Annotated in this window: 21 protein-coding genes; 14 read left to right on the top strand and 7 right to left on the bottom strand. The window is 42.0% G+C overall.

The annotated features are described in order from the left end of the window. Positions 1-34 precede the first annotated feature (34 nt). Positions 35-2827, top strand: coding sequence for a bifunctional [glutamate--ammonia ligase]-adenylyl-L-tyrosine phosphorylase/[glutamate--ammonia-ligase] adenylyltransferase (gene glnE / locus L3V41_RS16995; protein ID WP_237128152.1), 2793 nt, complete (start codon positions 35-37; stop codon positions 2825-2827). Here glnE and L3V41_RS16990 read toward each other — a convergent pair. The 3 genes from L3V41_RS16990 to tolC all read right to left on the bottom strand — a co-directional run bounded on the left by L3V41_RS16990 (position 2816) and on the right by tolC (position 5817). Next, positions 2816-3391 carry a TcpQ domain-containing protein gene (locus L3V41_RS16990; RefSeq protein ID WP_062570127.1) on the bottom strand — a complete coding sequence of 192 codons (576 nt, stop codon included), beginning with the start codon at positions 3389-3391 and terminating at the stop codon, positions 2816-2818. The two genes, glnE and L3V41_RS16990, sit on opposite strands and share 12 nt — an antisense overlap. Before the next feature lie 58 nt (positions 3392-3449). Then, complete coding sequence (lpxL, locus tag L3V41_RS16985; protein ID WP_062570128.1) at positions 3450-4376, bottom strand: LpxL/LpxP family Kdo(2)-lipid IV(A) lauroyl/palmitoleoyl acyltransferase; 927 nt, start codon at positions 4374-4376, stop codon at positions 3450-3452. Positions 4377-4476: 100 nt separating this feature from the next. Further along, on the bottom strand, positions 4477-5817 hold the full coding sequence (gene tolC / locus L3V41_RS16980; protein WP_062570129.1) for an outer membrane channel protein TolC: 1341 nt from the start codon (positions 5815-5817) through the stop codon (positions 4477-4479). A 152-nt stretch (positions 5818-5969) separates the two neighbouring features. On the opposite strand from tolC, the gene L3V41_RS16975 reads away from it, so the two are divergent. The 10 genes from L3V41_RS16975 (at position 5970) to L3V41_RS16930 (ending at position 16525) form a co-directional block, all read left to right on the top strand. Further along, positions 5970-6602 (top strand): NUDIX domain-containing protein, encoded by a 633-nt coding sequence (locus tag L3V41_RS16975; protein WP_062570130.1) that lies wholly within the window; start codon positions 5970-5972, stop codon positions 6600-6602. Positions 6603-6629: 27 nt separating this feature from the next. Beyond that, a complete protein-coding gene (locus L3V41_RS16970) occupies positions 6630-7088 on the top strand; it encodes a DUF1249 domain-containing protein (RefSeq protein WP_062570131.1) in 459 nt (152 codons plus the stop codon). Next, positions 7075-7857: a metallophosphoesterase gene (locus tag L3V41_RS16965; protein WP_237128151.1), complete on the top strand. Its 783-nt coding sequence runs from the start codon at positions 7075-7077 to the stop codon at positions 7855-7857. The genes L3V41_RS16970 and L3V41_RS16965 overlap by 14 nt, the downstream gene beginning before the upstream one ends. Then, on the top strand, positions 7842-8402 hold the full coding sequence (locus tag L3V41_RS16960) for a YqiA/YcfP family alpha/beta fold hydrolase (protein ID WP_062570133.1): 561 nt from the start codon (positions 7842-7844) through the stop codon (positions 8400-8402). The genes L3V41_RS16965 and L3V41_RS16960 overlap by 16 nt, the downstream gene beginning before the upstream one ends. 33 nt (positions 8403-8435) lie before the next feature. After that, a complete protein-coding gene (gene parE / locus L3V41_RS16955; RefSeq protein ID WP_062570134.1) occupies positions 8436-10325 on the top strand; it encodes a DNA topoisomerase IV subunit B in 1890 nt (629 codons plus the stop codon). A gap of 53 nt (positions 10326-10378) precedes the next feature. Next, entirely contained in the window at positions 10379-11479 is a 1101-nt protein-coding gene (locus L3V41_RS16950) for a PQQ-dependent sugar dehydrogenase (RefSeq protein ID WP_062570135.1), read from the top strand. Between the two features lie 10 nt (positions 11480-11489). Next, positions 11490-13790: a DNA topoisomerase IV subunit A gene (gene parC / locus L3V41_RS16945; RefSeq protein WP_062570136.1), complete on the top strand. Its 2301-nt coding sequence runs from the start codon at positions 11490-11492 to the stop codon at positions 13788-13790. Positions 13791-14104: 314 nt separating this feature from the next. After that, positions 14105-14818, top strand: coding sequence for a 1-acylglycerol-3-phosphate O-acyltransferase (locus tag L3V41_RS16940; protein ID WP_062570137.1), 714 nt, complete (start codon positions 14105-14107; stop codon positions 14816-14818). Then, a complete protein-coding gene (rraB, locus tag L3V41_RS16935; RefSeq protein WP_062570138.1) occupies positions 14818-15153 on the top strand; it encodes a ribonuclease E inhibitor RraB in 336 nt (111 codons plus the stop codon). Before L3V41_RS16940 ends, rraB begins: the two co-directional genes overlap by 1 nt. A 163-nt stretch (positions 15154-15316) precedes the next feature. After that, positions 15317-16525 (top strand): HD-GYP domain-containing protein, encoded by a 1209-nt coding sequence (locus L3V41_RS16930; protein WP_062570139.1) that lies wholly within the window; start codon positions 15317-15319, stop codon positions 16523-16525. Here L3V41_RS16930 and L3V41_RS16925 read toward each other — a convergent pair. Continuing rightward, positions 16485-16808: a hypothetical protein gene (locus tag L3V41_RS16925; protein WP_062570221.1), complete on the bottom strand. Its 324-nt coding sequence runs from the start codon at positions 16806-16808 to the stop codon at positions 16485-16487. The genes L3V41_RS16930 and L3V41_RS16925 overlap by 41 nt on opposite strands. A gap of 337 nt (positions 16809-17145) precedes the next feature. Between L3V41_RS16925 and L3V41_RS16920 the strand changes: the two genes are divergently transcribed. Next, the gene (locus L3V41_RS16920) at positions 17146-18423 is read left to right on the top strand and encodes an outer membrane protein transport protein (protein ID WP_062570140.1); all 1278 of its coding nucleotides are present in this window, start codon (positions 17146-17148) and stop codon (positions 18421-18423) included. Positions 18424-18533: 110 nt separating this feature from the next. Here the strand turns inward: L3V41_RS16920 and L3V41_RS16915 are convergent, their stop codons facing one another. From L3V41_RS16915 to pepA, 3 genes are all read right to left on the bottom strand, one after another. Beyond that, complete coding sequence (locus tag L3V41_RS16915; protein WP_237128150.1) at positions 18534-21389, bottom strand: valine--tRNA ligase; 2856 nt, start codon at positions 21387-21389, stop codon at positions 18534-18536. Positions 21390-21412: 23 nt separating this feature from the next. Continuing rightward, entirely contained in the window at positions 21413-21859 is a 447-nt protein-coding gene (locus L3V41_RS16910; protein ID WP_062570142.1) for a DNA polymerase III subunit chi, read from the bottom strand. Between the two features lie 126 nt (positions 21860-21985). Then, positions 21986-23500, bottom strand: a complete 1515-nt coding sequence (gene pepA / locus L3V41_RS16905) for a leucyl aminopeptidase (protein ID WP_062570143.1) — start codon at positions 23498-23500, stop codon at positions 21986-21988. Between the two features lie 322 nt (positions 23501-23822). Between pepA and lptF the strand changes: the two genes are divergently transcribed. Together lptF and lptG are read left to right on the top strand one after the other, a co-directional pair. Further along, positions 23823-24935 (top strand): LPS export ABC transporter permease LptF, encoded by a 1113-nt coding sequence (gene lptF, locus L3V41_RS16900; protein ID WP_062570144.1) that lies wholly within the window; start codon positions 23823-23825, stop codon positions 24933-24935. Next, complete coding sequence (gene lptG, locus L3V41_RS16895) at positions 24932-25999, top strand: LPS export ABC transporter permease LptG (protein ID WP_062570145.1); 1068 nt, start codon at positions 24932-24934, stop codon at positions 25997-25999. The genes lptF and lptG overlap by 4 nt, the downstream gene beginning before the upstream one ends. The last annotated feature ends 10 nt before the right edge of the window (positions 26000-26009 follow it).

Here is a 26009-nt window from a genome sequence, read left to right as displayed (position 1 = left end):
GTACGGTTATTGATAAGTTAAAAGAGAGTATTTAATGAGTAATTCACAACCGCTTCCTGACGCGCTTTATCAATTAGGGCAAACTCGTTTTAACGGTTTGTACCCTGAGCAGCCTGTAGACCCGTTGATTGCTAAATTACTGTCTTTGAGTGACTTCGCTTGGAGCTGCTTACAATCTCAACCTGACTTGAAAGATTGGTTGCTAGATGAAAGCACATTGGCTTGCCGTAACCCGCAACCGCCACTGACTGATAACGACTCTACTGAGTTAGATGATGCCGCAGCAATGGCCAAGTTGCGATTATACCGAGAGAAATATTGGCTTAAGGTTGCGTTCTTAGATGTCTGTTGTCATAACCCAATTGAAGACAGTATCGCTTATATTTCTGCACTTGCTGAGCAGTTAATTGATTGTGCGAATCAATGGGCATTTGCACAAGTTGCAAAAGTCAGTGGCATGCCAACAGATGCGTTTGGAAATGCTATTCCAATGCTTGTACTAGGCATGGGAAAACTTGGGGGAGGGGAGTTAAATTACTCCTCAGACATTGATCTCATTTTTTCTTACCCAATAGATGTGGCTACTCAAGGTGGACGCCGCTCTATTGAAGCGCAAGTTTTTTACACTAAGGTTGCGCAAAAATTAATTATGGCACTCAACCAAACCACCGTTAATGGCCAAGTTTTCCGTGTAGATATGCGCTTGAGGCCTTTTGGTGAAAGTGGTCCTTTGGTGATGAGCTTTAATGCAATGGAAGATTACTACCAAGAGCAAGGTCGAGAGTGGGAACGTTATGCCATGCTAAAAGGGCGTTTAATAGGCGCCGAAAATAGCTATTGGGGTGAGTTCTATGAGTTATTAAGGCCATTTGTTTATCGTCGATATATAGACTTTTCGGTGATCGAATCTTTACGAAAAATGAAACAGATGATTGCTCAAGAAGTGCGCCGAAAGCGTTTAACTAACAATATAAAACTGGGCGCTGGGGGGATTCGCGAAGTTGAATTTGTGGTGCAAGCATTGCAAATGGTGCGTGGTGGCCGTGAGGCAAACTTACAGACACAATCACTTTTATCAGCCTTACAAGAGCTTACCAATAATCAGGTTATTGACGCTAAAGAAGCATCACAGCTTAAGCAGAATTACCTCACGCTGCGTCGTATTGAGCAATACTTACAAATATTTGATGATAAGCAAACTCAAACATTGCCCGATGATGAGCAAGACCAGCAACGCTTATGTGTGCTGCTTAATAAACCCAACTTTGATGAGTGCCTAAAAGCGATCAATGAAACAATGGCCTCAATACACAGTGAGTTTGAGCAAGTAATTGGTTTTGAAAGTGACAATGTTGATCCATGTGAAAGTGCCTTTATTAGTGCGTGGGAAATGGCCGATGTTTCCTTGATAGACGATGCTAATTTAGCTTGGCAACAGGCACTTGATGACTTTAAAACACGTTTAACAAAAGCAAAAGTTGGTAGCCGTGGGCGAGATATTCTTGATAAGTTAATGCCTTTACTGCTTAAGCAATTGACAGTGAGTAAAGCCAGCGGTGATGCATTCACTATGATTTGCCAAGTGCTGAATAAAATCATCTCTCGTACAGCTTATTTAGAACTCTTATATGAAAACCCTGGCGCGTTAAATCAACTGGTCGCTTTGTGCTGTCACAGTAAATGGATAGGTGAGCACATCTCCCGTTACCCAATTTTGCTTGATGAGTTGATTGATCCTCAAGTACTTTATAAACCCACTCCGTTATCAGCGTATAAAGACGAAATAAGACAGTACTTCCTTCGAATAGAATACGATGATTTAGAGCTGCAAATGGAAGCCTTACGCCAATTTAAACAAACACACCAACTGCGTATTGCCGCAGCGGATGCGACAGGCGTTCTTGATGTAATGAAGGTGAGCGACCACTTAACGGCGTTGGCAGAGGCGATTGTTGAGCAGGCTGTGAACATCGCGTGGCATGCATGTGTTGCACGCTTTGGGCAACCAGCCAATACCACAGAACAAGAAAAAGGCTTCGCGGTTATTGCTTACGGTAAAACAGGCGGCTTTGAAGTAGGCTATGACTCTGATTTAGACTTAGTGTTTGTGCATAATCATGATGGTAGTAGTTATACCGATGGCGATAAGGCGATTGATTCAAGACAGTTCTATTTAAAATTAGCACAGCGTTTAATGCATCTATTTAATACACGCACTGCATCTGGCATTTTGTACGAGCTTGATACACGCTTGAGGCCTGAAGGAGCGTCAGGGCTGTTGGCAATAAACCTAGAAAGCTTTTATCACTATCAACAAACCCAAGCATGGACTTGGGAGCATCAAGCCTTAGTTCGCTCGAGAATGATTTATGGGCAGGTATCGCTTCATTCTCGATTTGATGAGATCAGAGCAATTATTTTGTGCCAAGCACGTGATGATGAAAAATTGAAAAAAGATGTCATAGAAATGCGTGAAAAAATGCGCAATCACTTAGCTAAAGGTAATAGTGAATTATTTGACTTAAAACAAGACCAAGGTGGAATGACTGATATTGAGTTTATTACACAATATTTAGTCCTAAAATATGCCCCGCAGTATCAAGAGTTAACGACTTGGCCTGATAATGTTCGTATTTTAGAGGATGCAGCTAAGCTTGGCTGTATTGATTCTGAAATGCAACATCAGCTAGTGGCTGCTTACATTGAATACCGTTCTCGTTATCATGTCATGAGCTTAAACCAGCAAGGTCGATGTGCGCCGCGCACTGAGCTCAAAGAGCATATAAGTTTGGTACAAAGTGCGTGGCAGCAAGTGTTAGCTTCTTAAGCGGCGGCAGTTTTCGCGTATGTAAGGAGAGGGCAGCTCTGTAATAACAGCCGCTCTTTGCTTGAAACAAAAGAAGGTATAAACCTCATTTTCAAAGTCGTCGTTGATAGCACGTCCCACTTGATATAAAGCGGACACAAAGTTGCTATCAACACGAAAGTGATCTTTAACGACATAATCTTTACTGAGGTACCAGTAAAGCTCAATTTCTTCATTTCGAGCGTAGTCTGATAACACGTCTTTTAATGTTGTTCCGCTTTCAAAACGACGTGGTAATACATCACCAGTCCAGTTTGGAGATGAAGGTTCGACTACCTTACCCCGTTCAAACAGAGCCATATCGAGGCTTGTTTCAGGCTCTTTTAACTTAAGAACGTATTTATCACGCTCGTTATTTTTACTGTTAACTTGATTTCTTAGCGACGAATAAAAACGAGAAAGTCCCTGTGCGGCGGCATTTTGAGTATTTTTAATATCGATAACAGGCCCTTTACCGAATAAAAAATAAAGAGCTGCTGCAATTAAAATAATAGCTAATGATAAATGCTTAACCCAAAACCACATTTCTAATACTCTTGTTGTTGCTTAGATTTATAAAACCACACAATTTAACAAATGTCACTCACTTATAATAAGAAGGGGCATTCTTATCAGGGCGTGTTTTAAAACGTCGATGTAACCACATATATTGTTCAGGTGCTCTATTAACCGCTTGCTCCATGCGTTGATTGACACGTGTTACGTCATTAAGATTATCACCACTTGGAAAGTTTTCCATAATCGGGAGCACTTCTAAGTGGTAGCGACCTTGTTCATCGCGGCGGCTAGCAAGACTAACCGTTTCACAGTGTTTACTGTTCGCAAAAAGTAGTGTGCCCGTTGTTGTTGCAGCATCTTTTACCGCGTAAAATGGCGCGAACTCACAGCGGGTACGTCCGTAATCTTGATCGGGTAAGTAGTAACAAATCTTTTTATTTTTTAGTGCTTTTAGCAACCCTTTAACATCACGCTTTCCAACTAAGAATTCATTAGAACGTAAACGGCCATTGGTCGTAAAATATTCCATCAATGGATTATTGTGTGGGCGATAAAAACCAATACCTTGATATTTCAACCCCATCACTCGGCTCGCCATCTCTAAATGAAGAATGTGCGGCACGAGCATTAAAACGCCTTTGCCTGATTGCTGAATTTGTTCAAAGTATTCAAGGCCCTTGATTGACCCGTAGCACTTTCTTACTCGCCACTCGGGCCACCACCACGCCATGCCTGTTTCCATCATAGCGATACCGGTGTTTTCCATATTCTTAAGTACTAATTCTTTTTGTTCTTGCTCCGGCATATCTGGGAAACATAGACGGATATTGACCTCTGCTATGTGGCGACGGCGTTTCATAAAGCGATGAACTAATCTACCTAACCATTTACCAAGGAATAATTGAAACTTATGTGGCAACCAAGAGATCAGAAATAAGAAGAAAACGCCAACCCATGTAAGCCAATAACGAGGACCCAAAAAGGATGCTTTGAAAGGAGATGAACTAACCACTGAAAAGTCTCTAAAAAAATAAAAAGCTAGTTTAACCGTAAGTCTTTAAAAATACAAAAGCCAGCATTTAGCTGGCTTTTCTATCAGTTTAGTAGAGTAATTAAATCTCTTTTAAACCTTGGTTAATTGCCGCAAGATCTTCAGCTGTTAATGTGCCAGCCGCTTGTTTTAAACGCAGCGTTGAAACAACATAGCGGTAACGCACGTTAGCAAGGTTGCTTTTGGCGTTATAAAGGTTTTGTGTGCTGATTAATACATCAACAATTGTACGTGTACCCACCTCAAAGCCTGCCTCAGTTGCTTTCAGCGCACTTTCTGCTGAAACAACCGCTTGTTGTAGCGCTTTATAAGTTGCGATATCTGACACAACTTGGTTATAAGAAGTAATCACAGAGCGTGTCACTGCACGCAGACTTGCTTCTAAATCTTCACTGGCCGCCACATAAAATGCACGTGCTTGTTCTGTTGCTGCGACAGTTGCACCACCAGAATAAATAGGTAGGCTAAAGTTAACCCCCACTCTTGCACTATCTGTGCGAGGCTCATGTGAGTTGTTATTTAAGTCTTCTAGGCTATCACCGTACGATGCATTTAGAGTCAGCTTAGGGTAGTGACCAGCTTTTGCTAAGTCGATTTGATCTTTTGCAATATCAACGGTTACTTTTGACACTTGTAGGTTTAAGTTTTTCTCTTCTGCGATTTTTATGTAGTCGGTTGACTGTTTGTTAGGCGCAACAGTTGAAAACGTGTCAGTATTTAACATGTCTAATTTTGCATGGTATTTACCGGTGATTTCACGAAGCTGTTCGCGGGCCGTTTCAACGCTGTTTTTCGCAACAATTTCTTTTGCTACAGAGTTGTCGTACTGTGCTTGTGCTTCATGTACGTCGGTAATCGCAGTTAAACCAACTGCGTAACGTTCTTTTGTTTGTTGTAATTGACGTTCAATTGCACGTTTTTCAGCTTGTACAAACTCTAAGTTGTCAATTGCGCTAAGTACATTGAAATAACCCTCAGCAACACGAACAATGAGGTCTTGTCTGGCAAAGTCGTACTGTGCATTTGCTTGCAAAGCTTGTTTATCAGCAATGCCTAATGAATTCCACGCACCCAAGTCAAACAAGGTTTGGCTCAGACTAATACCGCGGCTAAATACATCTGTATCACGGTCAAATTCAATGTAACCGGTTGTATCGTTGCCTTCGTATAGTGTTGCGTCGGTTTTTTCGTACCCTAAACTTAAACCTAATTGTGGCAATAGCGCACTTAACGCGCGATCGCTCTCATAAGCTTGCGCATCTGCTTGGGCTTTTGCTTTAAGTACGGTAGGATCATTGGCTGTAGCAATCTCGTATACTTGAAGTAAATCTTCAGCGTAAGTGGCAGTAGCAGTCAAAGCGCTTGAAAAACCGATCAGCGCGGCGAGTAGTGTTTTTTTCATTATTCGTTCAGTCCTTAGACAATTTTCGTACTGTCACCATGGTACTCTTTTTTAGTGAATAACCAAAAAAAAAATGCGTAAATCTACATGTCCAAGTGTAACAGAATATAATTGAGTGAATTTTTAGCGCAAAACCTAAAGGAATTAGTGTAATGAAAGTAACAGCAATCTCACAGTTTAATCATGATGATATTGATCTAAAACCTGTTGAACGTGCATATGATGGCTTTTTTAAAGTTAATTTATATCGCTTTCGCCATGCATTATTTTCAGGAGGTGAATCGGTAGAGATTAAACGTGAAATTTTAGAGCGTGGTCATGCTGTTGCGGTGCTTCCATATGACCCTGCAACCGATCAGATTTTGCTTGTTGAGCAAGTGCGTATCGGCGCACTTGCATCTAAGCAGTCTCCTTGGTTACTTGAGTGTATCGCAGGCATGGCTGATGGCAGCACAGACTATGAGCAAGTTGCCAAACGCGAGGCATGGGAAGAAGCGGGCATTGAGCTTGGTGAGCTTGAGTTTATGATGTCTTATCTTTCAAGTCCAGGTGGTACAACAGAGCGTTTATACTTGTATTTAGCACGCGCCGACTTATCTCAATACCAAGAGGGGATTTTTGGTCTTGATAATGAAGATGAAGATATTAAAACACATGTAATGTCATACACAGAAGCCATGCTCCGCTTAGAGCAAGGAGAGATAGACAATGCTGCAACAGTTATCTCGTTACAGTGGTTAGCACTGAATAAGCAACGTATACTGTCTGATTGGCAAACTGCTTAACTTACATTTTTATAATGAGGAATTATTTTGACGTACGTAACAGCTGAACAACGTTACATTCAAAGCTTACCTAAGTATTTAACTTTGTGTGAGCATAATTACGTGCGTGCGCTCAAATTGCTTCCCAACGAACGTCAAATAGGCCATGTACGTAAAGTGCAACTCGGTAATAGCACGTTTGTAGTTAAAATAGATGATACAGCAAAGTACACCATGGATATTTCTATCTCGCAAGAGACAGGAAACTTACATGTTGTTACCCCACTTTATCTAACTGTGCGTATGTATCATGATGCAAAAGTGGCTGAGATTGTTCATCACGATTTTCATCAACGAATAAAGCCATCTTACGCATACCCGAATCCGAATATGCATCAAAAAGACGAAAAGTATCAACTAAATGCTTTTTTGTATGACTGGCTTGTTGCGTGTGTAGAAAACGGTCGTGCAGCGCTACACTGGGATGTAAACAATGGCTTGGTTTAGTGATGCTTATCATTTTGACAAAACAACATTAAAAATTGCACACATTACAGATTGTCATTTATCAAAAGACAGACAAGGTGAGTATTTTAATGTAAATACCGCTGAGTATTTTTCGCGTTGCTTAGCAGCCATGGCAAACTTACAACTTGATTGCGTGATCTTTGGGGGGGATTTAACACAAGATCACAGCAGTAAATCGTATCAACTATTTGCTGAACTTATTGATGATTCGGCACTGTCTTGTCCTGTGTTTTGGCTACCGGGTAATCACGATGAGCTTGCTGAATATAAAGCGCTTTCAAACTCGCAAATTTTAAGCTGTAAACGTATTACCTTTTTAACTGGACAACTGCTTTTAGTAAACTCGAAAGGCCCGACTCCAGCAGGTTGGGTAACACAAACACACTTAAGCGAATTAAGCGAAGCGATAGGGCAAATCCCGAGTGTGGTGCTTTGTCATCATAACCCGCTACCTATTCAAGCTTACTTAGATAAACATATGCTTGAAAATGGCCCGCAGTTTTTAAACGTTTGCGTTAATAGTGAGCAATGTATTGGCGTATTTCATGGTCACGTACACCATGAGTACACGCAAAATTACCGTGATCTAAAGGTGTTTGCGACACCTGCCAGCTCGATACAATTTACTAAACATACTATGGCGTGGCAGCAAGAGGATTTAGGGCCAGCGTTTCGTGTGATTAACTTAAATATTGATAAACAACAAAGCTTGCAGCTAACAACGGATGTAGTATGGCTAAACGGGTAATTTATATTCATGGTTTCAATAGCTCTGAGCAATCCTATAAAGCCGTGCGTTTTGGTGAGCATATGGCTCAGTTTGATGTTGATTATAAAGTGCCGAGATTAACCCATGAGCCATTACATGCAATTTTACAATTAGAACAACTGTTAAATGATGATACTGTATTACTCGGGAGTTCATTAGGCGGTTTTTATGCGACCTATTTGTCGCAACGTTATTCGATACCCGCGGTGGTAATTAATCCTGCGGTGCGCCCATTTGAGTTACTTGATAACTATTTAGGGCCAAACTATAACCCGTATCAAGACACCCATTACGAACTTGATACTCGTCACATGGATGCATTGCGCAGGTTATATTTGTCGCAATTAGACACCCCTTCATTGATTTATTTGCTACAGCAAACAGGCGATGAAGTACTGCCTTTTCAGCAGGCGGTTAACTATTATTCTCAGTGTAAGCAACACGTTGAATTTGGAGGCGATCATAGTTTTATCGGCTTCGAACAAACCTTTGCAAGTATTGTAGATTTTCTTAAAATCACGTAAAACATAGCTAAGCGCATAAAAGATATAAAAACTATGAGTCAGCAAAATTATAACGCCGAAGCAATTGAAGTCTTAAATGGGTTAGAGCCCGTTAAACGCCGCCCAGGTATGTACACCGACACGGTTCGCCCTAATCACTTAGGCCAAGAGGTTATCGATAACAGCGTCGATGAAGCAATGGCAGGTCATGCAACAAAAATAGATGTCATTCTTCATGAAGATAACTCGCTTGAAGTTATTGATGATGGCCGTGGTATGCCGATAGATATTCACCCTGAAGAAGGCATTCCCGGAGTGGAGCTCATTTTTACCAAGCTGCATGCTGGTGGTAAGTTCTCTAATAAAAACTATCAGTTTTCAGGTGGTTTACACGGTGTAGGTATTTCGGTTGTAAATGCCCTGTCAACGCGTGTTGAAGTTACCGTACGTCGTGATGCGCAGCAGTTTCGTATGGCCTTTGAAAACGGCGACAAAGTTGAAGACTTAAACGTGATTGGCACTGTGGGTAAGCGTAACACAGGGACTACCGTGCGTTTTTGGCCAGATGCCAGTTATTTTGACTCTGCTAATTTCTCGATTACCAAGCTTAATCATTTATTAAAAGCCAAAGCAGTACTCTGCCCAGGCCTGCGCATTAAGTTTACTAATAAGCAAACCAAGGAAAGCCAAGAGTGGTATTACGAAACGGGCTTAAAAGATTACCTAGTTGAAGCGGTGAAGGGTTTTGAGGTATTACCAAAAGAACCATTTATTGGTGATTTTTCAAGCTCAACTGAAGGCGCTGACTGGGCTGTTGTGTGGTTACCTGAGGGCGGTGAATCCATCGCTGAAAGCTATGTAAACTTAATTCCTACCGCACAAGGCGGTACCCACGTCAACGGTTTACGCCAAGGTCTACTCGAAGCGATGCGTGAATTTTGTGAATTCAGAAACTTATTGCCTCGCGGTGTAAAGTTAACGCCAGATGATATTTGGGAGCGATGCAGCTATGTATTGTCGGTGAAAATGCAAGACCCACAATTTGCTGGCCAAACCAAAGAAAAGCTGTCTTCACGCTCATGTGCTGCATTTGTATCGGGTGTGGTGAAAGACTCATTTAGCTTATGGTTAAACGAACACACCGAGACCGCTGAATTATTAGCTGAGCTATGTATCTCAAATGCACAGCGTCGTTTACGCGCGGCTAAAAAAGTCGTGCGTAAGCGCATTACTTCAGGCCCTGCGTTACCGGGTAAATTAACCGATTGTAGTGCCCAAGATAATGACCGTACTGAATTATTCTTAGTAGAGGGTGACTCTGCGGGTGGCTCAGCTAAACAAGCCCGTGACCGTGAATTTCAAGCAATTATGCCACTGCGCGGTAAAATTCTTAATACATGGGAAGTCGAATCAGGACAGATTTTAGCATCACAAGAGGTGCATGATATTTCAGTGGCCCTAGGTATCGACCCTGATTCAAGTGATTTATCGGGTCTGCGTTATAACAAGATTTGTATTTTGGCTGATGCTGACTCGGATGGGTTACACATTGCCACACTATTATGCGCACTGTTTGTTCGTCATTTCCCTGCGCTAATCAAAGAAGGTCATGTATTTGTCGCCATGCCACCGCTGTTTCGTATTGATATCGGTAAAGAGGTGTATTACGCCCTCGATGAAGATGAGAAAAATGGTATTTTAGCGCGCATCGAAGCTGAGAAAAAACGCGGTAAAGTGAATGTTCAACGCTTCAAAGGGTTGGGTGAAATGAACCCGCTGCAGTTAAGAGAAACAACGATGGATCCAAATACCCGTCGTTTGGTGCAATTAACACTCGATGAAGAAGAGCAAACCATGGAAATGATGGATATGTTACTTGCGAAGAAACGTTCATCAGATCGCCGTCAGTGGTTAGAAGATCACGGTAATCGCGCGCAAGTTTAATACAGGTACATTTGCAGCCTAAGGGTTGTTAAACGAATTAAAGGGCAAGAAAAATGAAAAAACTACTGACCTCATTTTTATCGCTGAGCTTACTATCAGCGCCAGCAATGGCTGAAGATATTCTTGATAAACTAACGGTTGCTGAAGGCTTCAAAGTAAGCTTATTCGCCGATGATGTTGAAAATGCACGCCAAATTGCCGTATCAAAAAAAGGCATTGTGTACGCAGGTTCGCGTAAAGCAGGCAATGTATATGCATTGATTGATCATAACAGCGATGGTGTAGCCGATAAGAAAATTGTTATTGCCAAAGGATTAGAAATGCCATCAGGCTTGGCAATAAAAGAGGGTGATTTATATGTTGCTGAAGTGTCACGTATTATTCGCTTTAAAGACATTGATAAACATCTCAAAGCCCCTAAGTTTGAGGTGGTGTATGATAAATTCCCAACAGACCGCCACCATGGTTGGAAATTTATTAGCTTTGCCCCAACAGGTGAGTTAATTGTGCCTGTCGGGGTGCCATGTAATATTTGTGCTGAAGACGACAAATACGGTCGTATTTTTTCACTTAATGTTGATACCAAAGAAATCAAAACCATTGCTCAGGGCGTTCGTAACTCAGTGGGTTTTGACTATCACCCAACAACAAATGCGTTTTGGTTCAGTGATAACGGTCGTGACATGATGGGCGATGATATTCCGCCTTGCGAAATCAATCGAGTTGGTGAAGGTGAGGAGGGAGCGCATTATGGTTTCCCTTATGTTCACGCAGGGGCGATTTTAGATCCTGAGTTTGGTAAAGGTAAAAATATTGCTGATTACAAATCGCCTGCGCTCGCACTGGGTGCGCATGTTGCGCCATTAGGCATTCATTTTTATAACGGCAAGCAGTTCCCAGCTAAATACAAAGAGCAGTTATTTGTTGCTGAGCATGGTTCTTGGAATCGTAGTAAAAAGTCGGGTTACAGAGTCATGCTAGCGAATGTTGAGCAAGGTCGTATCACTAAATACACCCCATTCATCACAGGCTTTATGCAAAACGAAGAAACATTTGGTCGCCCAGTTGCATTTGCAGAGCTTGCAGATGGCAGCTTATTGATCTCAGACGACTTTGCTAACGTGATCTATCGTGTTAGTGCTAAGAAAAAATAGGTAAGCGTTAATGAGTGATACAAATACCTTGCTGATGCAAGGCATAGAACAACAAACGATGGGGCGTTTTACCGAAGACGCCTACTTAAACTACTCAATGTACGTCATCATGGATCGCGCTTTACCGCATGTTGGCGACGGCCTTAAACCTGTACAGCGTCGTATCATTTATGCAATGAGCGAACTGGGGTTATCGGCGCAAGCAAAATATAAAAAATCAGCGCGTACCGTGGGTGATGTACTGGGTAAATACCACCCACATGGTGATAGTGCCTGTTACGAAGCCATGGTATTGATGGCGCAACCATTTTCTTATCGCTATCCGCTGGTGGATGGTCAAGGTAACTGGGGTGCTGCGGATGATCCTAAGTCATTTGCAGCGATGCGTTACACCGAAGCCCGTTTATCAAAGTTCTCGGAAGTTCTACTAAAAGAGCTTGGTCAAGGCACGGTTGATTGGACCGCCAACTTCGATGGTACACTTGATGAGCCAATGGTACTGCCTGCGCGTTTACCGCACATTTTACTCAATGGTGTGACCGGTATTGCGGTGGGTATGGCAACCGATATTCCACCACATAATGTGCGTGAGGTGGCCAGTGCCTGTTGCTTATTACTTGATAAGCCAAAAACTGAAATCGAAGAGCTGCTTGAGTTAGTGCATGCGCCTGACTACCCAACAGAAGCTGAGATTATCACGCCCAAAGACGATATCCGTAAGATTTATCAAACGGGGCGCGGCTCTATTAAAATGCGCGCAATTTACACTGAAGAGCAGGGCGATATTGTTATCACAGCATTACCGCACCAGTGTTCAGGGGCAAAGGTTTTAGAGCAAATTGCAGCACAAATGAATGCTAAAAAGCTACCGATGGTGGCTGACTTACGTGATGAATCTGATCACGAAAACCCAACCCGTATTGTGATAGTGCCACGTTCAAACCGCATTAAAGCTGAGCCGTTAATGGCGCACTTATTTGCCACCACAGATTTAGAAAAGAACTACCGCGTAAACTTAAACATGCTTGGCCTAGATGGTCGTCCGCAAGTGAAAGATTTACGGAGTATTTTAACTGAGTGGCTGACGTTTCGCCGTGAAACAGTCAGACGCCGCTTACAGTATCGCTTAGATAAAGTACTAGCACGCTTACATATTTTAGAAGGTTTATTAACGGCCTTTTTAAATATCGACGAAGTCATTGAAATTATTCGTACGGAAGATAAGCCAAAACCTGTATTAATGGAACGCTTTGGTATTACGGATATTCAAGCCGAAGCGATTTTAGAGTTAAAACTACGTCACTTAGCTAAACTTGAAGAATTCAAGATCAAAGGTGAGCAAGATGAACTTGCCCTTGAGCGTGACAAATTAGAGCAAATTCTGGGCTCTGAACGTCGTATGTCGACGTTGATGAAAAAAGAAATCCAAGAAGCCGCTGACATGTATGGTGATGATAGACGCTCACCCGTTGTTGAACGTTTGGAAGCAAAAGCACTGAGCGAAAAAGATTTAATCCCTTCAGAGTCAGTGACGGTTGTGTTATCTGAAAAAGGCTGGGCACGTGTTGGTAAGGGTCATGACTTAGATGTAGAAGGTTTAAGCTATAAGTCAGGCGACAGCTATAAGGCCTCTGCGCGTGGTAAGAGTAATCAGCCAGCGGTATTCCTTGATTCAAATGGCCGTGCTTTTGCAACTGATGCGCATAGTTTACCTTCTGCACGTAGCCAAGGTGAGCCTATGACGGGTCGCTTTAATTTAAGTTCGGGTGCTAACTTTGAGCATGTTGTGATGGCCGAAGATAATCAAGAACTCTTGATGGCATCAGATGCGGGTTATGGTTTCATCAGTGACTTTAAAGATCTCGTGAGTAAAAATAAAAATGGTAAAGCATTGGTTAGTGTTCCGAAAGGGGGTGAACTACTTGCGCCAATTCGTATTACCGATATTGCCACTGACTATTGTATGGCTATTTCAAACGAAGGCCGTATGTTGTTATTCCCACTACGTGATTTGCCTAAACTAGGTAAAGGTAAAGGCAATAAAATTATTTCTATTCCAGGTGCGAAAGTACAGGCGAGGGAAGAGTTTGTAAAAGTGTTGGCCGTAGTGCCCGAGGGGAGCAGTGTTACGCTTCATGCTGGTAAGCGCAAATTAACCTTAAAGCCAAGTGACCTTGAGCATTATCATGGCGAGCGTGGACGAAGAGGGAACAAGTTACCACGTGGCTTACAGCGAGTAGATGAAGCTGTAATAGAAATAACACAGACCGATGACATAACGGAGCCATCGGTTGATGATATAACAGAATAAAAAAGGCCTGCTTAGCAGGCCTTTTTTATTGGGGTAGATTATTGTTCTAATATTATACCAATCCGCAATAATACTTAATCATTTTGAGGGATTAAACCTGTCGCTATCTGCGTTAAAAATTTCTGATTTAGAGCAACTAAATAACGAAATTTTTGCCTTGCTATCGACGAGGTTTTATTGCCTCAAAATAGACCACTTAATTAAGCGAATTGGTATAAAAAGATATATTTTTAGCGCACACATGTAAGCTAAAAGCTATTGCAGAGGCACTTTTCACGTTATAATGCGCGCTGATTTACCCGAGGAGAATCCGTTTGTTAGCTGTTTTTCGTATTATTATCATGGCTTTATTTATCGTGTTTAGCTGCCTTTTTGGCTTAGTCTTATGCATCATTAAGCCATTTCATACCAATAACGTACATATTATTTCTGGCTGGTTTAGCAAAGTGGCTAACTTGCTGGGAGTAAAACTTGAATTACGTTACCATGCGGATGCAAAAACAGTTGGCCCTGCAGTGTATGTGGCTAATCATCAGAATAACTACGATTTATTTACCTTGCCTGCAATGGTGCCTGAAAATTGTGTGAGTCTTGGAAAGAAAAGCCTGAAATGGATCCCATTCTTTGGGCAGCTATATTGGTTATCAGGTAATATTTTAATTGATCGCGCTAATCGTTCAAAAGCCGCAGGCACGATTTCAAAGTCAGCCGAAAAAATTAAGCAAAAAGGTTTGTCGGTTTGGATGTTCCCTGAGGGCACGCGAAGCTATGGCCGTGGCTTGTTACCTTTTAAAACAGGGGCTTTTCATACAGCAATGAGTGCTGATGTACCTGTTGTGCCAGTGTGCATGAGCACAACGCATAAAACTATTAAGCTAAATCGCTGGGATAATGGTACAATTTACCTCGAAATGTTAGCGCCAATTTATCTTGATAAAGACGTATCTGCTCGTGATCATGCATCGCATGTTCATCAGATTATGGCTGCTAAAATAACTGAATTAGATGCTCAAGTGAGAAATAAATAATGGAAAATTGGCGCGAAATTACTGAAGACATCGTTACTTCATTACTTGAAGATGGCTCAGATCCTGAAGTACTGTACGAAGTAGAACACCACTTTGTTAGCGAAAATTTTGAACAGTTAGAGCAAGCCGCTTTAGCTGCTTTTAAACTCGGTTACGATGTTGAAGAGCCTGCTGAACTTGAGCTAGAGGATGGCGAAAAAGTATGGAGCTTTGATGTAGTCGTTGAGTGTGAGCTTGACGTCGAAGCCATTATGGAAGATGTCGATAAGCTTGAAGCGCTCGCTCAACAATCAAACGTTGAATACGATGGTTGGGGAACTTACTTTCAAGAGTAATTTTGTAGGCGTGAAATTTATTTTGTGCGCGATTTAAAGTCGCGCCTATGATCTGAAGCCTTTTTGTCTCACACTAATTTCGTATTTACCCTCCTTGCTATAGACATTTTTAACCAATTGGCGATAATAAAAAACTCGATGTTTTTATAAACTAAGCTCACATATGCTTGTAACCTTACCCATTGCCGAACTAGTACCAGGGATGTTTGTTGACAGTGTCAGTAAGCAGCACGAGCACATTAATAGCGTTAAAATTAAAACCCGTGGATTAGTTAGAGATAGAAGTATTATTCAACGTCTGGTGTCTGAAGGTGTTGAAGAACTCCTCATTGACTTCACTCAAAGTGATGTTGCGCTTCCGGCTAAATACCAGCCCAAACCCGTAGAAAAACCCAAGCCAAAAAAAGAAAAAAAAGTTGCTGAAAAAGGCATATCGGTCGAACAAGAGTTCGTGAAAGCGAGTGTTAACTACGAACAGCATAGTCGTAAGTTGCAAGTTTTATATTCAGATATCACATCAGGTTTGAAAATGAATATGACACTGCTTGATGAAGTTGTGGTTGATATCGTTAGTTCTGTATTTCGTAATCACAACGCCATGACGATTCTTACTCGTCTTAGAGACAAGCATATTTATAACTGGCGACATATGATCAATACGGCCATTCTGGTGAGTGTATTCGCTAAATATCTTGGGTATAAAGAGCAAACTGTTAAAGAATTGGCAATGGGGGCGCTACTGCACGATATTGGGCAAGCTAAAATGCCACAGGGCGTGCTGTCTAAGCCAAGTCAGCTTAATGACAATGAAATGCAGGTTGTGAAAAAACACGTTGCACAGAGTCTAGGCTTAGTTAAAGGTGAAAAGGGCATTACACCGTTAATGCTTGATATGATTGTTAATCATCATGAACGATTAGACGGAAGTGGTTACCCTAGGGGCATTACAGCCGAAAAGCTAAGTCGTCCTGCCAGAATAATGGCAATTGTCGATGTTTATGATGCAATAACTGCTGACAGACCTCACCAAATGGGAGAGGAGCCAATTTCGGCACTGCGTTATTTATTAGCGAATAAACAGTTATTTGACTCAGAACTCGTACAGCGATTTATAAAGTGTTTGGGTGTGCATCCTGTCGGATCAATTGTGAAGTTAAACAATGAACGCTTAGCGTTAGTCATGGAAGGCAATCAGGACAACCCGATAAAGCCAAAAGTGAAAATCTTTTATAATGCGAAGCACAAACACCACATTACAGCGAAAGATGTTCACTTAAGTGAAGAGCATGAGCTAAAAATAATATCGAGTATTAAGCCCCTTGATTATCAACTTAATTTGGCTCGTTTGTTAAAAGAGCATCTTCTTGTTTAGACTTTACACAGCGCTTTTTAGCGTTTCGTTTTGCAGAAATAAATGCACCACTAAAACAACTCGTCATTAATACTAGCCACAGTAATGTGCCTTTCTCTACGTGCAGTGCCACACAGCATAACACCAACGATAATACTGAGCTGAACATGGCACCTAACCAGTAGTGGTTAACAGGGTTATCACAGTCACCAGCCTTAGTGCATGCGCAATAATTTGCCTTACAGAAATAGTGCACGCTTAAACCACATAGAATTAATGCTGCGATTATCAATGCAATAACCATCACTTTTGCCCAAATAATTTCAATTGCGTTTAGTTTAAGGGGCATAAAATAACATGTCAATCTAAATGATAATTACTATCGTTTGGTGTTTTTGTAACTAGACATCGGACGAGTTTTAAAAAGTTGTTATCTTGTTGTTAAAATGTGGTTTTTTTACCTCTTTCTAACGAAAAGTTACAGTTTTTTGATCTTAATTAAGGTAATGTTCGAAAGTTTGTAATTATTAGAATAATACATCTAATACCAACGCACAGCATTGACCTTTATGCTTAAATTATAGGTTGCCTCTGTGTTTGTTGGGTTAGCTAACATACAAGTTTGCAAGAGGACACAGATTATGAAATTCACTAGAACATTGATTGCAGCATCACTTGCTGTTGTTTCTGCTGACAGCTTTGCTGCAGCTTTCCAATTAGCAGAACAAAACGTATCAGGCTTAGGCCGTGCCTATGCTGGTGAAGCAGCGGTTGCTGATGATGCGTCAGTAGTAGCGCGTAACCCTGCACTTATGTCTTTATTTAAAACTAAGCAAATCTCAGTTGCGGGTATTGCTGTTATTCCTGATGTAAGTTTAGAAGGTGAATCTGCTGCATATGGTTTAGATGAGAATGTACTTGATGATAGTAGCATTGCTCCTTCTGCATTTATCCCAGCAGGTTACTTCACAATGCCATTAAACGACAAAGTATCGTTAGGTTTTGGTGCATTTTCTAACTTCGGTCTTTCAACTGAATTTAATGATAACTACGCGGCAGGCTCAATTGCTGGTGAAACTGAAATCGTTACAGTTAACATGAATGCAAGTGCATCATATAAGTTTAACGAACAGTTCAGCTTAGGTCTTGGCTTAAACTATGTATATGCTGATGCGAAAGTAGTGCGTAATGCAGGTGTTAATCCACTTGGTGTACCAGTAGAGACTGAAATTGTTCACCTTGAAGGCGATGATTACGGCTTTGGTTGGAACATTGGTGCCATGTATCAGTTAGACGAAAACAACCGTTTTGGTTTTAACTACCGTAGCGAAACAGACATCGACTTTGAAGGTGAGTACGCAAATGGCTTACCTGCTGCATTTGGTGGCACTGCGGGCGTTAAAGTACCAGGCGCACTTGAGTTAACGCTTCCAGCTATTGCTGAGTTTTCTGGTTCACACCAGTTAGATAAAAAACTAGGCGTACACTACAGCATTCAATGGACGGGTTGGGATAGCTTCCAAAAATTAGAAGCCTATGTACCAGGTAACGAAGCACCAGTATTTAGAAAAGAAGAGAATTTCTCTGATGCAATGCGTTACTCTATCGGTACTGACTATCAGTACAGCGATGCATTACTTCTTCGTGCCGGTATTGCTTACGATGAGTCACCAGTTGATCAATCTCACTTATCAATCTCTATTCCTGATACAGATCGTTTCTGGTTCTCATTTGGTGGTAACTACGCATTTAGTGAAAACTCAAACGTTGACTTAGGTGTGAGTATCCTTCGCGGTAAAACACAGAACTTTACAGAAGAAGATAGCTTTGCAAAAGCATTAGGCCAAGAAGTATCATGGGACTTTGAATCGAAAGGTCACGCAGTGCTCATTGGTGCTCAGTATAACTACACGTTTTAATAGTGACGCGACGTAAAGTCGCTGCTACAGAGCATTAAAAAGCCGCGCTATAACATTGTTATAGCTCGGCTTTTTTGTAAGCGCGAATAAATCGCGCTTTATATATACTTTTATAGACTTTCGATTTTCGCTTTTTGCGCTAATAGTTTGTCTTTTGCATCTGTAAACTCAGCCAGTTTAGCATGCTCTTTAGCAAGCACAGCTTCTGGTGCGTTGTTTACAAACTTCTCGTTAGCCAACTTGTTTTGAACCTGTGCTAAGCCTTTTTCTGCTTTTTCAAGCTGTTTCGCGATACGAGCTAATTCAGCTTCAACATCGATTAAGCCTGCCATTGGGATCATGATCTCAAGGTTACCAACATACGATGTTGCACACGCTGGCGCATCGTCTTTGTTATCAAGTAAGGTAAACTCTTCAAGCTTAGCAAGCGACGCTAAGAAGGCTTCGTTTTCAGTTAAACGTCGCTTGTCTTCATCAGACGCATTAGCAAGTAACACAGATAGTGGCTTACTTGGGCTGATATCCATTTCACCACGGATGTTACGGATCGCAAGAATGAATTGTTTAACCCATTCAAGGTCGTCCATCGCTTGACTATCAACATTTGCTTCATCGTATACAGGGAAGCCTTGTACCATGATGCTGGTGTTGGCTGTTTCGATGCCCGCAAGCGGTGCAACACGTTGCCAAATCGTTTCTGTGATATAAGGCATCATTGGGTGCATTAAGCGTAGTAAGCTTTCTAGTACTGTGATCAAGGTATGACGCGTACCACGTTGCTGTGCTTCGTTACCTTTAAACAATACTGGTTTAGTAAGTTCTAAGTACCAGTCACAAAATTGGTTCCAAGTGAACTCATAAATGGTGTTTGCTGCTAGGTCAAAACGGTAGTTTTCTAGATGCTCAGTATAGGTTTTAACGGTTGCTTCAAATTGGCCTAAAATCCAACGATCAGCGAGTGAGTACTGTTTTTCAGCATCTGTATTGAAGCCACAATCTTGTTCTTCTGTGTTCATTAATACGTAACGGCTGGCGTTCCATAGTTTGTTACAGAAGTTACGGTAACCTTCAAGGCGGTTCATATCCCAATTGATATCACGACCCGTTGACGCCATTGCCGCAAGGGTGAAACGCAGTGCATCTGTACCGTGTGCTTCGATGCCGTTTTCGAATGTTTTACGCGTGTTCTTCTCAATCTTCTTCGCTAGTTGTGGCTGCATCATGTTACCAGTGCGCTTTTCAACTAGGCTCTCAAGGTCGATACCGTCAATCATGTCGATAGGATCAAGTACGTTACCTTTCGATTTAGACATCTTATCGCCATTTTCATCGCGGATAAGACCGGTTACATAAACAGTTTTGAATGGTACCTGTGGCTTGCCGTTATCATCTTTGATGAAGTGCATGGTCATCATGATCATACGTGCAACCCAGAAGAAGATGATGTCGAAACCTGTTACCAATACATCAGACGGGTGGAAAGTTTTTAAATCATCAGTGTTTGCAGGCCAGCCTTGCGTTGAGAAAGTCCAAAGCGCAGATGAGAACCAGGTATCTAAAACGTCTTCGTCTTGCTTAAGTGCAACATCATCAGCAAGGTTATTATTGCGGCGTACTTCAGCTTCGTCACGACCAACGTATACGTTACCTTCGTTGTCGTACCAAGCAGGGATGCGGTGACCCCACCAAAGCTGACGTGAAATACACCAATCTTGTACGTCGTTCATCCACGAGAAGTACATGTTCTCGTATTGTTGAGGTACAAATTTAATGTCGCCATTTTTAACCGCTTCTTTCGCAGGTTCTGCTAGAGGTGCTACGCGCACGTACCACTGATCAGTAAGAAGAGGCTCAATCACTACGCCAGAACGGTCACCGTAAGGTACAGTTAGGCTGTGATCTTCGATTTTTTCTAGTAGGCCAAGTTCTTCAAATTCGCTCACAATCGCTTTACGTGCATCAAAGCGGTCAAGGCCGTGTAGACGCTCAGGAATTGGCGCATCTAATTTAAGCTCTTTACCGTCGAATGTGTAGCTTTCACCTTCGCTTAATACCGCAGCATCTTTGTTGAAGATGTTGATCATTGGTAGTTGGTGACGTTTACCTACTTCGTTATCGTTAAAGTCGTGGGCAGGCGTGATTTTCACACAACCTGTGCCTTTTTCCATGTCTGCATGTTCATCAGCAACAATTGGAATGCGACGGTTAACGATAGGCAGTAAAATGTCTTTACCGATCAGGTCTTGGTAACGTTCATCATCAGGGTTAACTGCAACACCTGTATCACCGAGCATTGTTTCAGGACGTGTTGTGGCAACAATGATGTAGTCTTTGCCCTCTTTGGTTTTTACGCCATCAGCAAGTGGGTAACGTAAGTTCCACATGTGACCTTGTTTGTCTTTGTTTTCAACTTCAAGATCAGAAATCGCCGTGTGAAGTTTAGGGTCCCAGTTAACTAGGCGCTTACCACGGTAGATTAAGTCTTCTTTGTGAAGACGTACGAATACTTCTTTAACCGCTTCAGAAAGACCTTCGTCCATGGTGAAACGCTCACGGTCCCAATCTACTGACGCACCTAAGCGACGTAATTGTTTGGTGATAGTGCCACCAGAGTGGTTTTTCCACTCCCAGATTTTATCGATAAATGCATCGCGGCCTAAGTCGTGACGTGTTTTACCTTCTTCGGCAGCAAGCTTACGTTCAACCAGCATTTGCGTTGCGATACCCGCGTGATCAGTACCTACTTGCCATAAAGTGTTATTGCCTTGCATACGCTTTAAGCGTGTTAGCGTATCCATAATGGTATCTTGGAACGCATGGCCCATGTGTAAGCTACCTGTGACGTTTGGTGGCGGAATCATGATTGAGTAAGCGTCACCTTGGCCAGACGGTTTAAAGTAGCCTTTTTCTTCCCAGTCTTGATATAAAGACTGTTCAATATCTTGCGGATTGTAGGTTTTATCCATTACACAGAACCTTAAATAAATGCTTAAATGTCAATTTCTTGCGTTGCAATATGGGCGCCCAGTTGGCGTAGCTTTTTAAACCGCTCACGGGCAGCTTGTTTAGCGTTAGGCTCAACGGGGACAAAATCAAAAACCTGCTGAAAACGGCGAATAAAATCCGGTAGGTGTTCAGCTAAGTTGATTAATATTTTTCTGTTGCCGACAGGTGGAGTCATACCAATTTCAACCGGAGCGCCCCCTTTGGGGCCTTCACCTTGTAGGTTGTGTGGTATAAAGCTATCTGGCTCAAATGACCAGATGATGTCGTCGATTGTGTGGGCCGTGTCAGTGTTATCGGCGTAAATAAATACGCGATGACCAAGACGATACTGATCTGCTGCTATTTTTGCGGCAAGATCAAAACATGCTTTATCAGCTTGCTGGCTGTTACCATCTTGTTTTAGAACGTAAAATTGTGCGTTCATGCTCATTGTGACTTTCGTCCCCACAGATACACAGATCAAAGCAGAGATTTTGACATAGAACGCGTGTTGCTTCAATTAATAAGGCGCCATTTGGCGCCTTATTTAGGGTTACTGCGTACCTTATTTGTAAGCTTAGTCGTGACTCGCTTCGCTCACACCTGCGCGGTTTAATAAATACTGGGTTAACATAGGGACAGGACGACCCGTAGCACCTTTGTTTTTACCACCACTGCGCCATGCTGTACCAGCGATATCTAAATGCGCCCAATTGTATTTTTTGGTGAATTTAGATAAGAAGCATGCTGCCGTAATTGTTCCTGCTGCGCGGCCACCTAAGTTGGTGAAATCAGCAAATGGGCTTTCAAGTTGCTCTTGATAGTCATCCCAAAGCGGTAGCTGCCATGCACGATCGCCACTTTGCTCAGACGCTTTAAGTAGATCATGAGCAAGTGGGTTATGGTTTGAGAGTAAACCCGTTGCATGTGAACCCAGCGCAATAATACACGCGCCAGTTAGTGTTGCTACGTCAACTACGGTATCTGGTTCAAAGCGCTCAACATAAGTGAGCGCATCACACAGTACTAAACGACCTTCGGCATCGGTATTTAACACTTCAACAGTTTGACCCGACATGGTTGTTAAAATATCACCTGGGCGATAAGCGTTTGAGCCTGGCATATTTTCACACCCCGCTAAAACACCGACAACGTTAATAGGTAACTGCATTTGCACTAATGCGCGCATCGTACCAATAACACCCGCTGCACCACCCATGTCGTATTTCATTTCATCCATGGCTTCGCCTGGCTTGATTGAAATACCGCCTGAGTCAAAGGTTAAGCCCTTACCCACTAACACGATTGGCGCTTGATCTTTGTCGCCACCTTGATAGTTGATCACCGACATAACCGATTCATTCGCGCTGCCACGGCCAACTGCTAGGTATGAATTCATGCCCAGCTCTGCCATTTTTTCTTCGCCGATAATATCAACCGTTACATTATCGAAGTTATCAGCAATTTCTTGTGCTTGTTCACCTAAATACGCTGGATTACAGATATTTGGTGGCATATTGGCAACGTCTTTACATAATTTGCTACCCGCAGCGATGGCTAGGCCATGCTCAATGGCACTTTCGCCAATCGTTAACTCGCGACGTGTTGGTACGTTAAAAACGATTTTACGTAGTGGGCGACGAGGGTCGCTTTTTTTACTTTTCAGTTGATTGAAGGTGTATAAGCAGTCTTGTGTTGTCTCAACTGCTTGGCGCACTTTCCAATAGGTGTCACGACTTTTAACATGTTGCTCTGTTAAAAAGCATACCGCTTCCATCGAACCGGTTTCGTTTAGTGTATTAATTGTTTTAGAGATGATCTGTTTATATTGCTTGTCATCTAACTCACGTTCTTTACCACAGCCAACCAGCAATACACGCTCGCTCAGTACATTAGGTACATGATGTAGTAATAATACTTGCCCTGGCTTTCCTTCAAGATCACCGCGGCGAAGTAAGTTAGAGATATAACCATCGCTAATTTTATCTAGCTGCTCACCAATGGGGGATAAACGACGTGGCTCATAAACGCCAACTACAATACATGCGCTACGTTGCTTTTCTGGACTACCACTTTTTACGCTAAATTCCATTGTCACTCCTAGTGTTGAGTCATTTAACCTTAAAAAATAAGGGCAAGAAATTCATTTTTTAGTCCTTTCTTACATTTTTTAGTTTATTAATACTAATATTAGCTCATAAACTATGACTCTATTTACGTGTTTTTGAACTTTATCTTATTGTGAATATCAATATCACATAATTGAGGCCATCTGTACCATTTATGCAAGATTATATGTTCTTGCTAGGTATGATATTTCACTATGATGGCATATAATAAAGTGAGTAAAATAACTAGTTTACTCAAAATTTCTTACTATTCCAGTGAAACACGATGTTTAACAGGGGCGAGCATTGCTAATTTTTCGTTATTTGACCACTGAAGTCTTAAAGTCGCAGGTCGCCGTATTTCTAACTTTGATGACCATTTTTGTGTCACAAAAGTTTGTTGTTATTTTAGGGGATGCCTCCGAAGGGGGACTTCCTGCAAAACTTGTACTATCCATGATCGCGCTAAAGCTCCCTCAGCTTGCCTCGCTTATTCTACCTCTTAGTATTTTCTTGGGGATTATATTAGCCTATAGCCGCATTTATGCTGACAGTGAAATGACCGTGCTTAAGGCGTGTGGAGTGAGTGAGTGGTATGTGGTACGTGTAACACTTATTTCAAGCGTGGTTCTTGCCATATTAGCGGGTGTACTAACCTTATATGTCGCTCCGTGGGCAAGCGAACAAGAATACCAGTTAAAAGAGCAGGCAAAAGCGGATGCCGGTTTATCAGCTCTAAGGGCTGGACGTTTTCAACAAACGGGTAACGAAAAAGCAGTCGTGTTTATTCATAATATTGAAAACAGCGGGAAAGAGTTACATAAAGTGTTTGTTGCCCAGCTGCCTGAGCGTGAAAAAGGTGATTTAGCACGTTTAGTTTATGCAGAGCGTGGTGTTGTTATTGAGCAAGAAAATGGTGAACAACAGCTGGTACTTAATGATGGTAAGCGCTATGAAACAGATGGCGAGTCAGCTGCTTTAAACCTAACAGAGTTTGATGGTTACAGTGTGCAAATTCAAGATCAAGAAATTGAGCACCAACGCCGTAAGCTAGAAGCGGTTCCTACTTTTGATTTATTTAAAATGAAAACCTCCGAGGCAATAGCGCAATGGCAATGGCGCCTAGCGATCCCTCTTTCGATCCCATTGTTAACCCTATTGGCAGTGCCTTTAAGTGTTGTTAATCCGCGCCAAGGTAAATTTGCTAAACTAGTGCCTGCGATCAGCTTATATTTGGGTTACTTCATTTTATTAAATGCGGCTAAGTTTGCAGTTGAAGATGGCAAAATCCCTCCTTCAATAGGTCTTTGGTGGATTCATTTATCAGCATTATTCATAGGTGGATTATTGATTATTAAAGGTCGCCCGCTAGGCGCTTGGTTAAAGGCTGTTGTGACTAAGCGGGAGTTAAGCGCATGATGAAAACACTCGATTGGTACTTGGGCCGCAGCATTATTCAAACAACAGGTTTTGCATTAATGGTGCTGGTTGGTATCAGTACGTTAATAAAGTTTATTGAGCAGCTTAAATCGGTTGGTCGTGGTAGTTACGATATTGCGACTGCACTTATCTACACCTTGTATAGCATGCCGGGTGATTTAGTTATATTTTTTCCAATGGCTGCGCTCATTGGTGGTTTAACAGGACTGGGTGCACTGGCATCAAATAGTGAGTTAGTTGTTATGCAGGCCGCAGGAATGTCGCGCTTGCAAATTATTGCTTCTGTAATGAAAACCGCAATGTTCATGGCTATTTGTATGATGGCCCTAGGTGAGTGGGGTGCGCCAGAAGCGCAGTTAAAAGCCAAAGAGATACGTAACCATGCTATTTACGGTGGTGATGTGTTTAGTGCCCAGCAAGGTGTATGGGCAAAAGATGGTAGCAATTTTATTAATATAGAAGACGTTGATCAGCAAGGTATTTTACGTGGTGTTCATATGTATCACTTCGATAAATCTTTGCAATTAACGCAAATCACTAAAGCTGAAGAAGCCGTTAACCGTCAAGATGGTTGGCTACTTCGCGATGTAAATAAAGTGAAGATCACGCCAGAAAAAATCACCACAGAACAGCAAGATGAAGAGTTTTACGACTCACAGCTGACGGCCGAAAAGTTGGGGGTAGTATCTGTAAAACCAGAGTCACTTTCATTTACAGGGCTTTGGTCTTATTTAAGTTATTTACAACAAAATGAGCAAGACACAAGTACATATGAGCTTGCATTGTGGCGCAAGTTTATGCAGCCGATATCTATCGCAGTAATGTTATTAGTGGCTTTATCGTTTATTTTTGGCCCGCTACGCACAGTAACTATGGGCGCACGCATCATCATGGGTGTTATAACGGGGATTACTTTTCACCTAACAAACGAAATTTTTGGCCCTGTTGTCATGGTTTATCAAATACCTGCCGTAATAGGCGCCGTGTTGCCAAGTATCTTGTTTATTGGTTTTGCAACCTATTTATTGAACAAACGAGTGTAACACTCAGCAC

The organism is Pseudoalteromonas sp. L21, from assembly GCF_021728035.1.
Classification (GTDB): Bacteria; Pseudomonadota; Gammaproteobacteria; order Enterobacterales; family Alteromonadaceae; genus Pseudoalteromonas; species Pseudoalteromonas arabiensis.
This window is presented reverse-complemented; position numbering and strand designations above follow the sequence as displayed.

Excerpts from the sequence above, each read along its gene's own strand:
- glnE (WP_237128152.1), top strand. The coding sequence starts at position 35 with ATGAGTAATTCACAACCGCTTCCTGACGCGCTTTATCAATTAGGGCAA.
- L3V41_RS16990 (WP_062570127.1), bottom strand. The coding sequence starts at position 3,391 with ATGTGGTTTTGGGTTAAGCATTTATCATTAGCTATTATTTTAATTGCA.
- tolC (WP_062570129.1), bottom strand. The coding sequence starts at position 5,817 with ATGAAAAAAACACTACTCGCCGCGCTGATCGGTTTTTCAAGCGCTTTG.
- L3V41_RS16975 (WP_062570130.1), top strand. The coding sequence starts at position 5,970 with ATGAAAGTAACAGCAATCTCACAGTTTAATCATGATGATATTGATCTA.
- L3V41_RS16965 (WP_237128151.1), top strand. The coding sequence starts at position 7,075 with ATGGCTTGGTTTAGTGATGCTTATCATTTTGACAAAACAACATTAAAA.
- L3V41_RS16960 (WP_062570133.1), top strand. The coding sequence starts at position 7,842 with ATGGCTAAACGGGTAATTTATATTCATGGTTTCAATAGCTCTGAGCAA.
- parE (WP_062570134.1), top strand. The coding sequence starts at position 8,436 with ATGAGTCAGCAAAATTATAACGCCGAAGCAATTGAAGTCTTAAATGGG.
- L3V41_RS16950 (WP_062570135.1), top strand. The coding sequence starts at position 10,379 with ATGAAAAAACTACTGACCTCATTTTTATCGCTGAGCTTACTATCAGCG.
- parC (WP_062570136.1), top strand. The coding sequence starts at position 11,490 with ATGAGTGATACAAATACCTTGCTGATGCAAGGCATAGAACAACAAACG.
- rraB (WP_062570138.1), top strand. The coding sequence starts at position 14,818 with ATGGAAAATTGGCGCGAAATTACTGAAGACATCGTTACTTCATTACTT.
- L3V41_RS16930 (WP_062570139.1), top strand. The coding sequence starts at position 15,317 with ATGCTTGTAACCTTACCCATTGCCGAACTAGTACCAGGGATGTTTGTT.
- L3V41_RS16925 (WP_062570221.1), bottom strand. The coding sequence starts at position 16,808 with ATGGTTATTGCATTGATAATCGCAGCATTAATTCTATGTGGTTTAAGC.
- L3V41_RS16920 (WP_062570140.1), top strand. The coding sequence starts at position 17,146 with ATGAAATTCACTAGAACATTGATTGCAGCATCACTTGCTGTTGTTTCT.
- L3V41_RS16915 (WP_237128150.1), bottom strand. The coding sequence starts at position 21,389 with ATGGATAAAACCTACAATCCGCAAGATATTGAACAGTCTTTATATCAA.
- L3V41_RS16910 (WP_062570142.1), bottom strand. The coding sequence starts at position 21,859 with ATGAGCATGAACGCACAATTTTACGTTCTAAAACAAGATGGTAACAGC.
- pepA (WP_062570143.1), bottom strand. The coding sequence starts at position 23,500 with ATGGAATTTAGCGTAAAAAGTGGTAGTCCAGAAAAGCAACGTAGCGCA.
- lptG (WP_062570145.1), top strand. The coding sequence starts at position 24,932 with ATGATGAAAACACTCGATTGGTACTTGGGCCGCAGCATTATTCAAACA.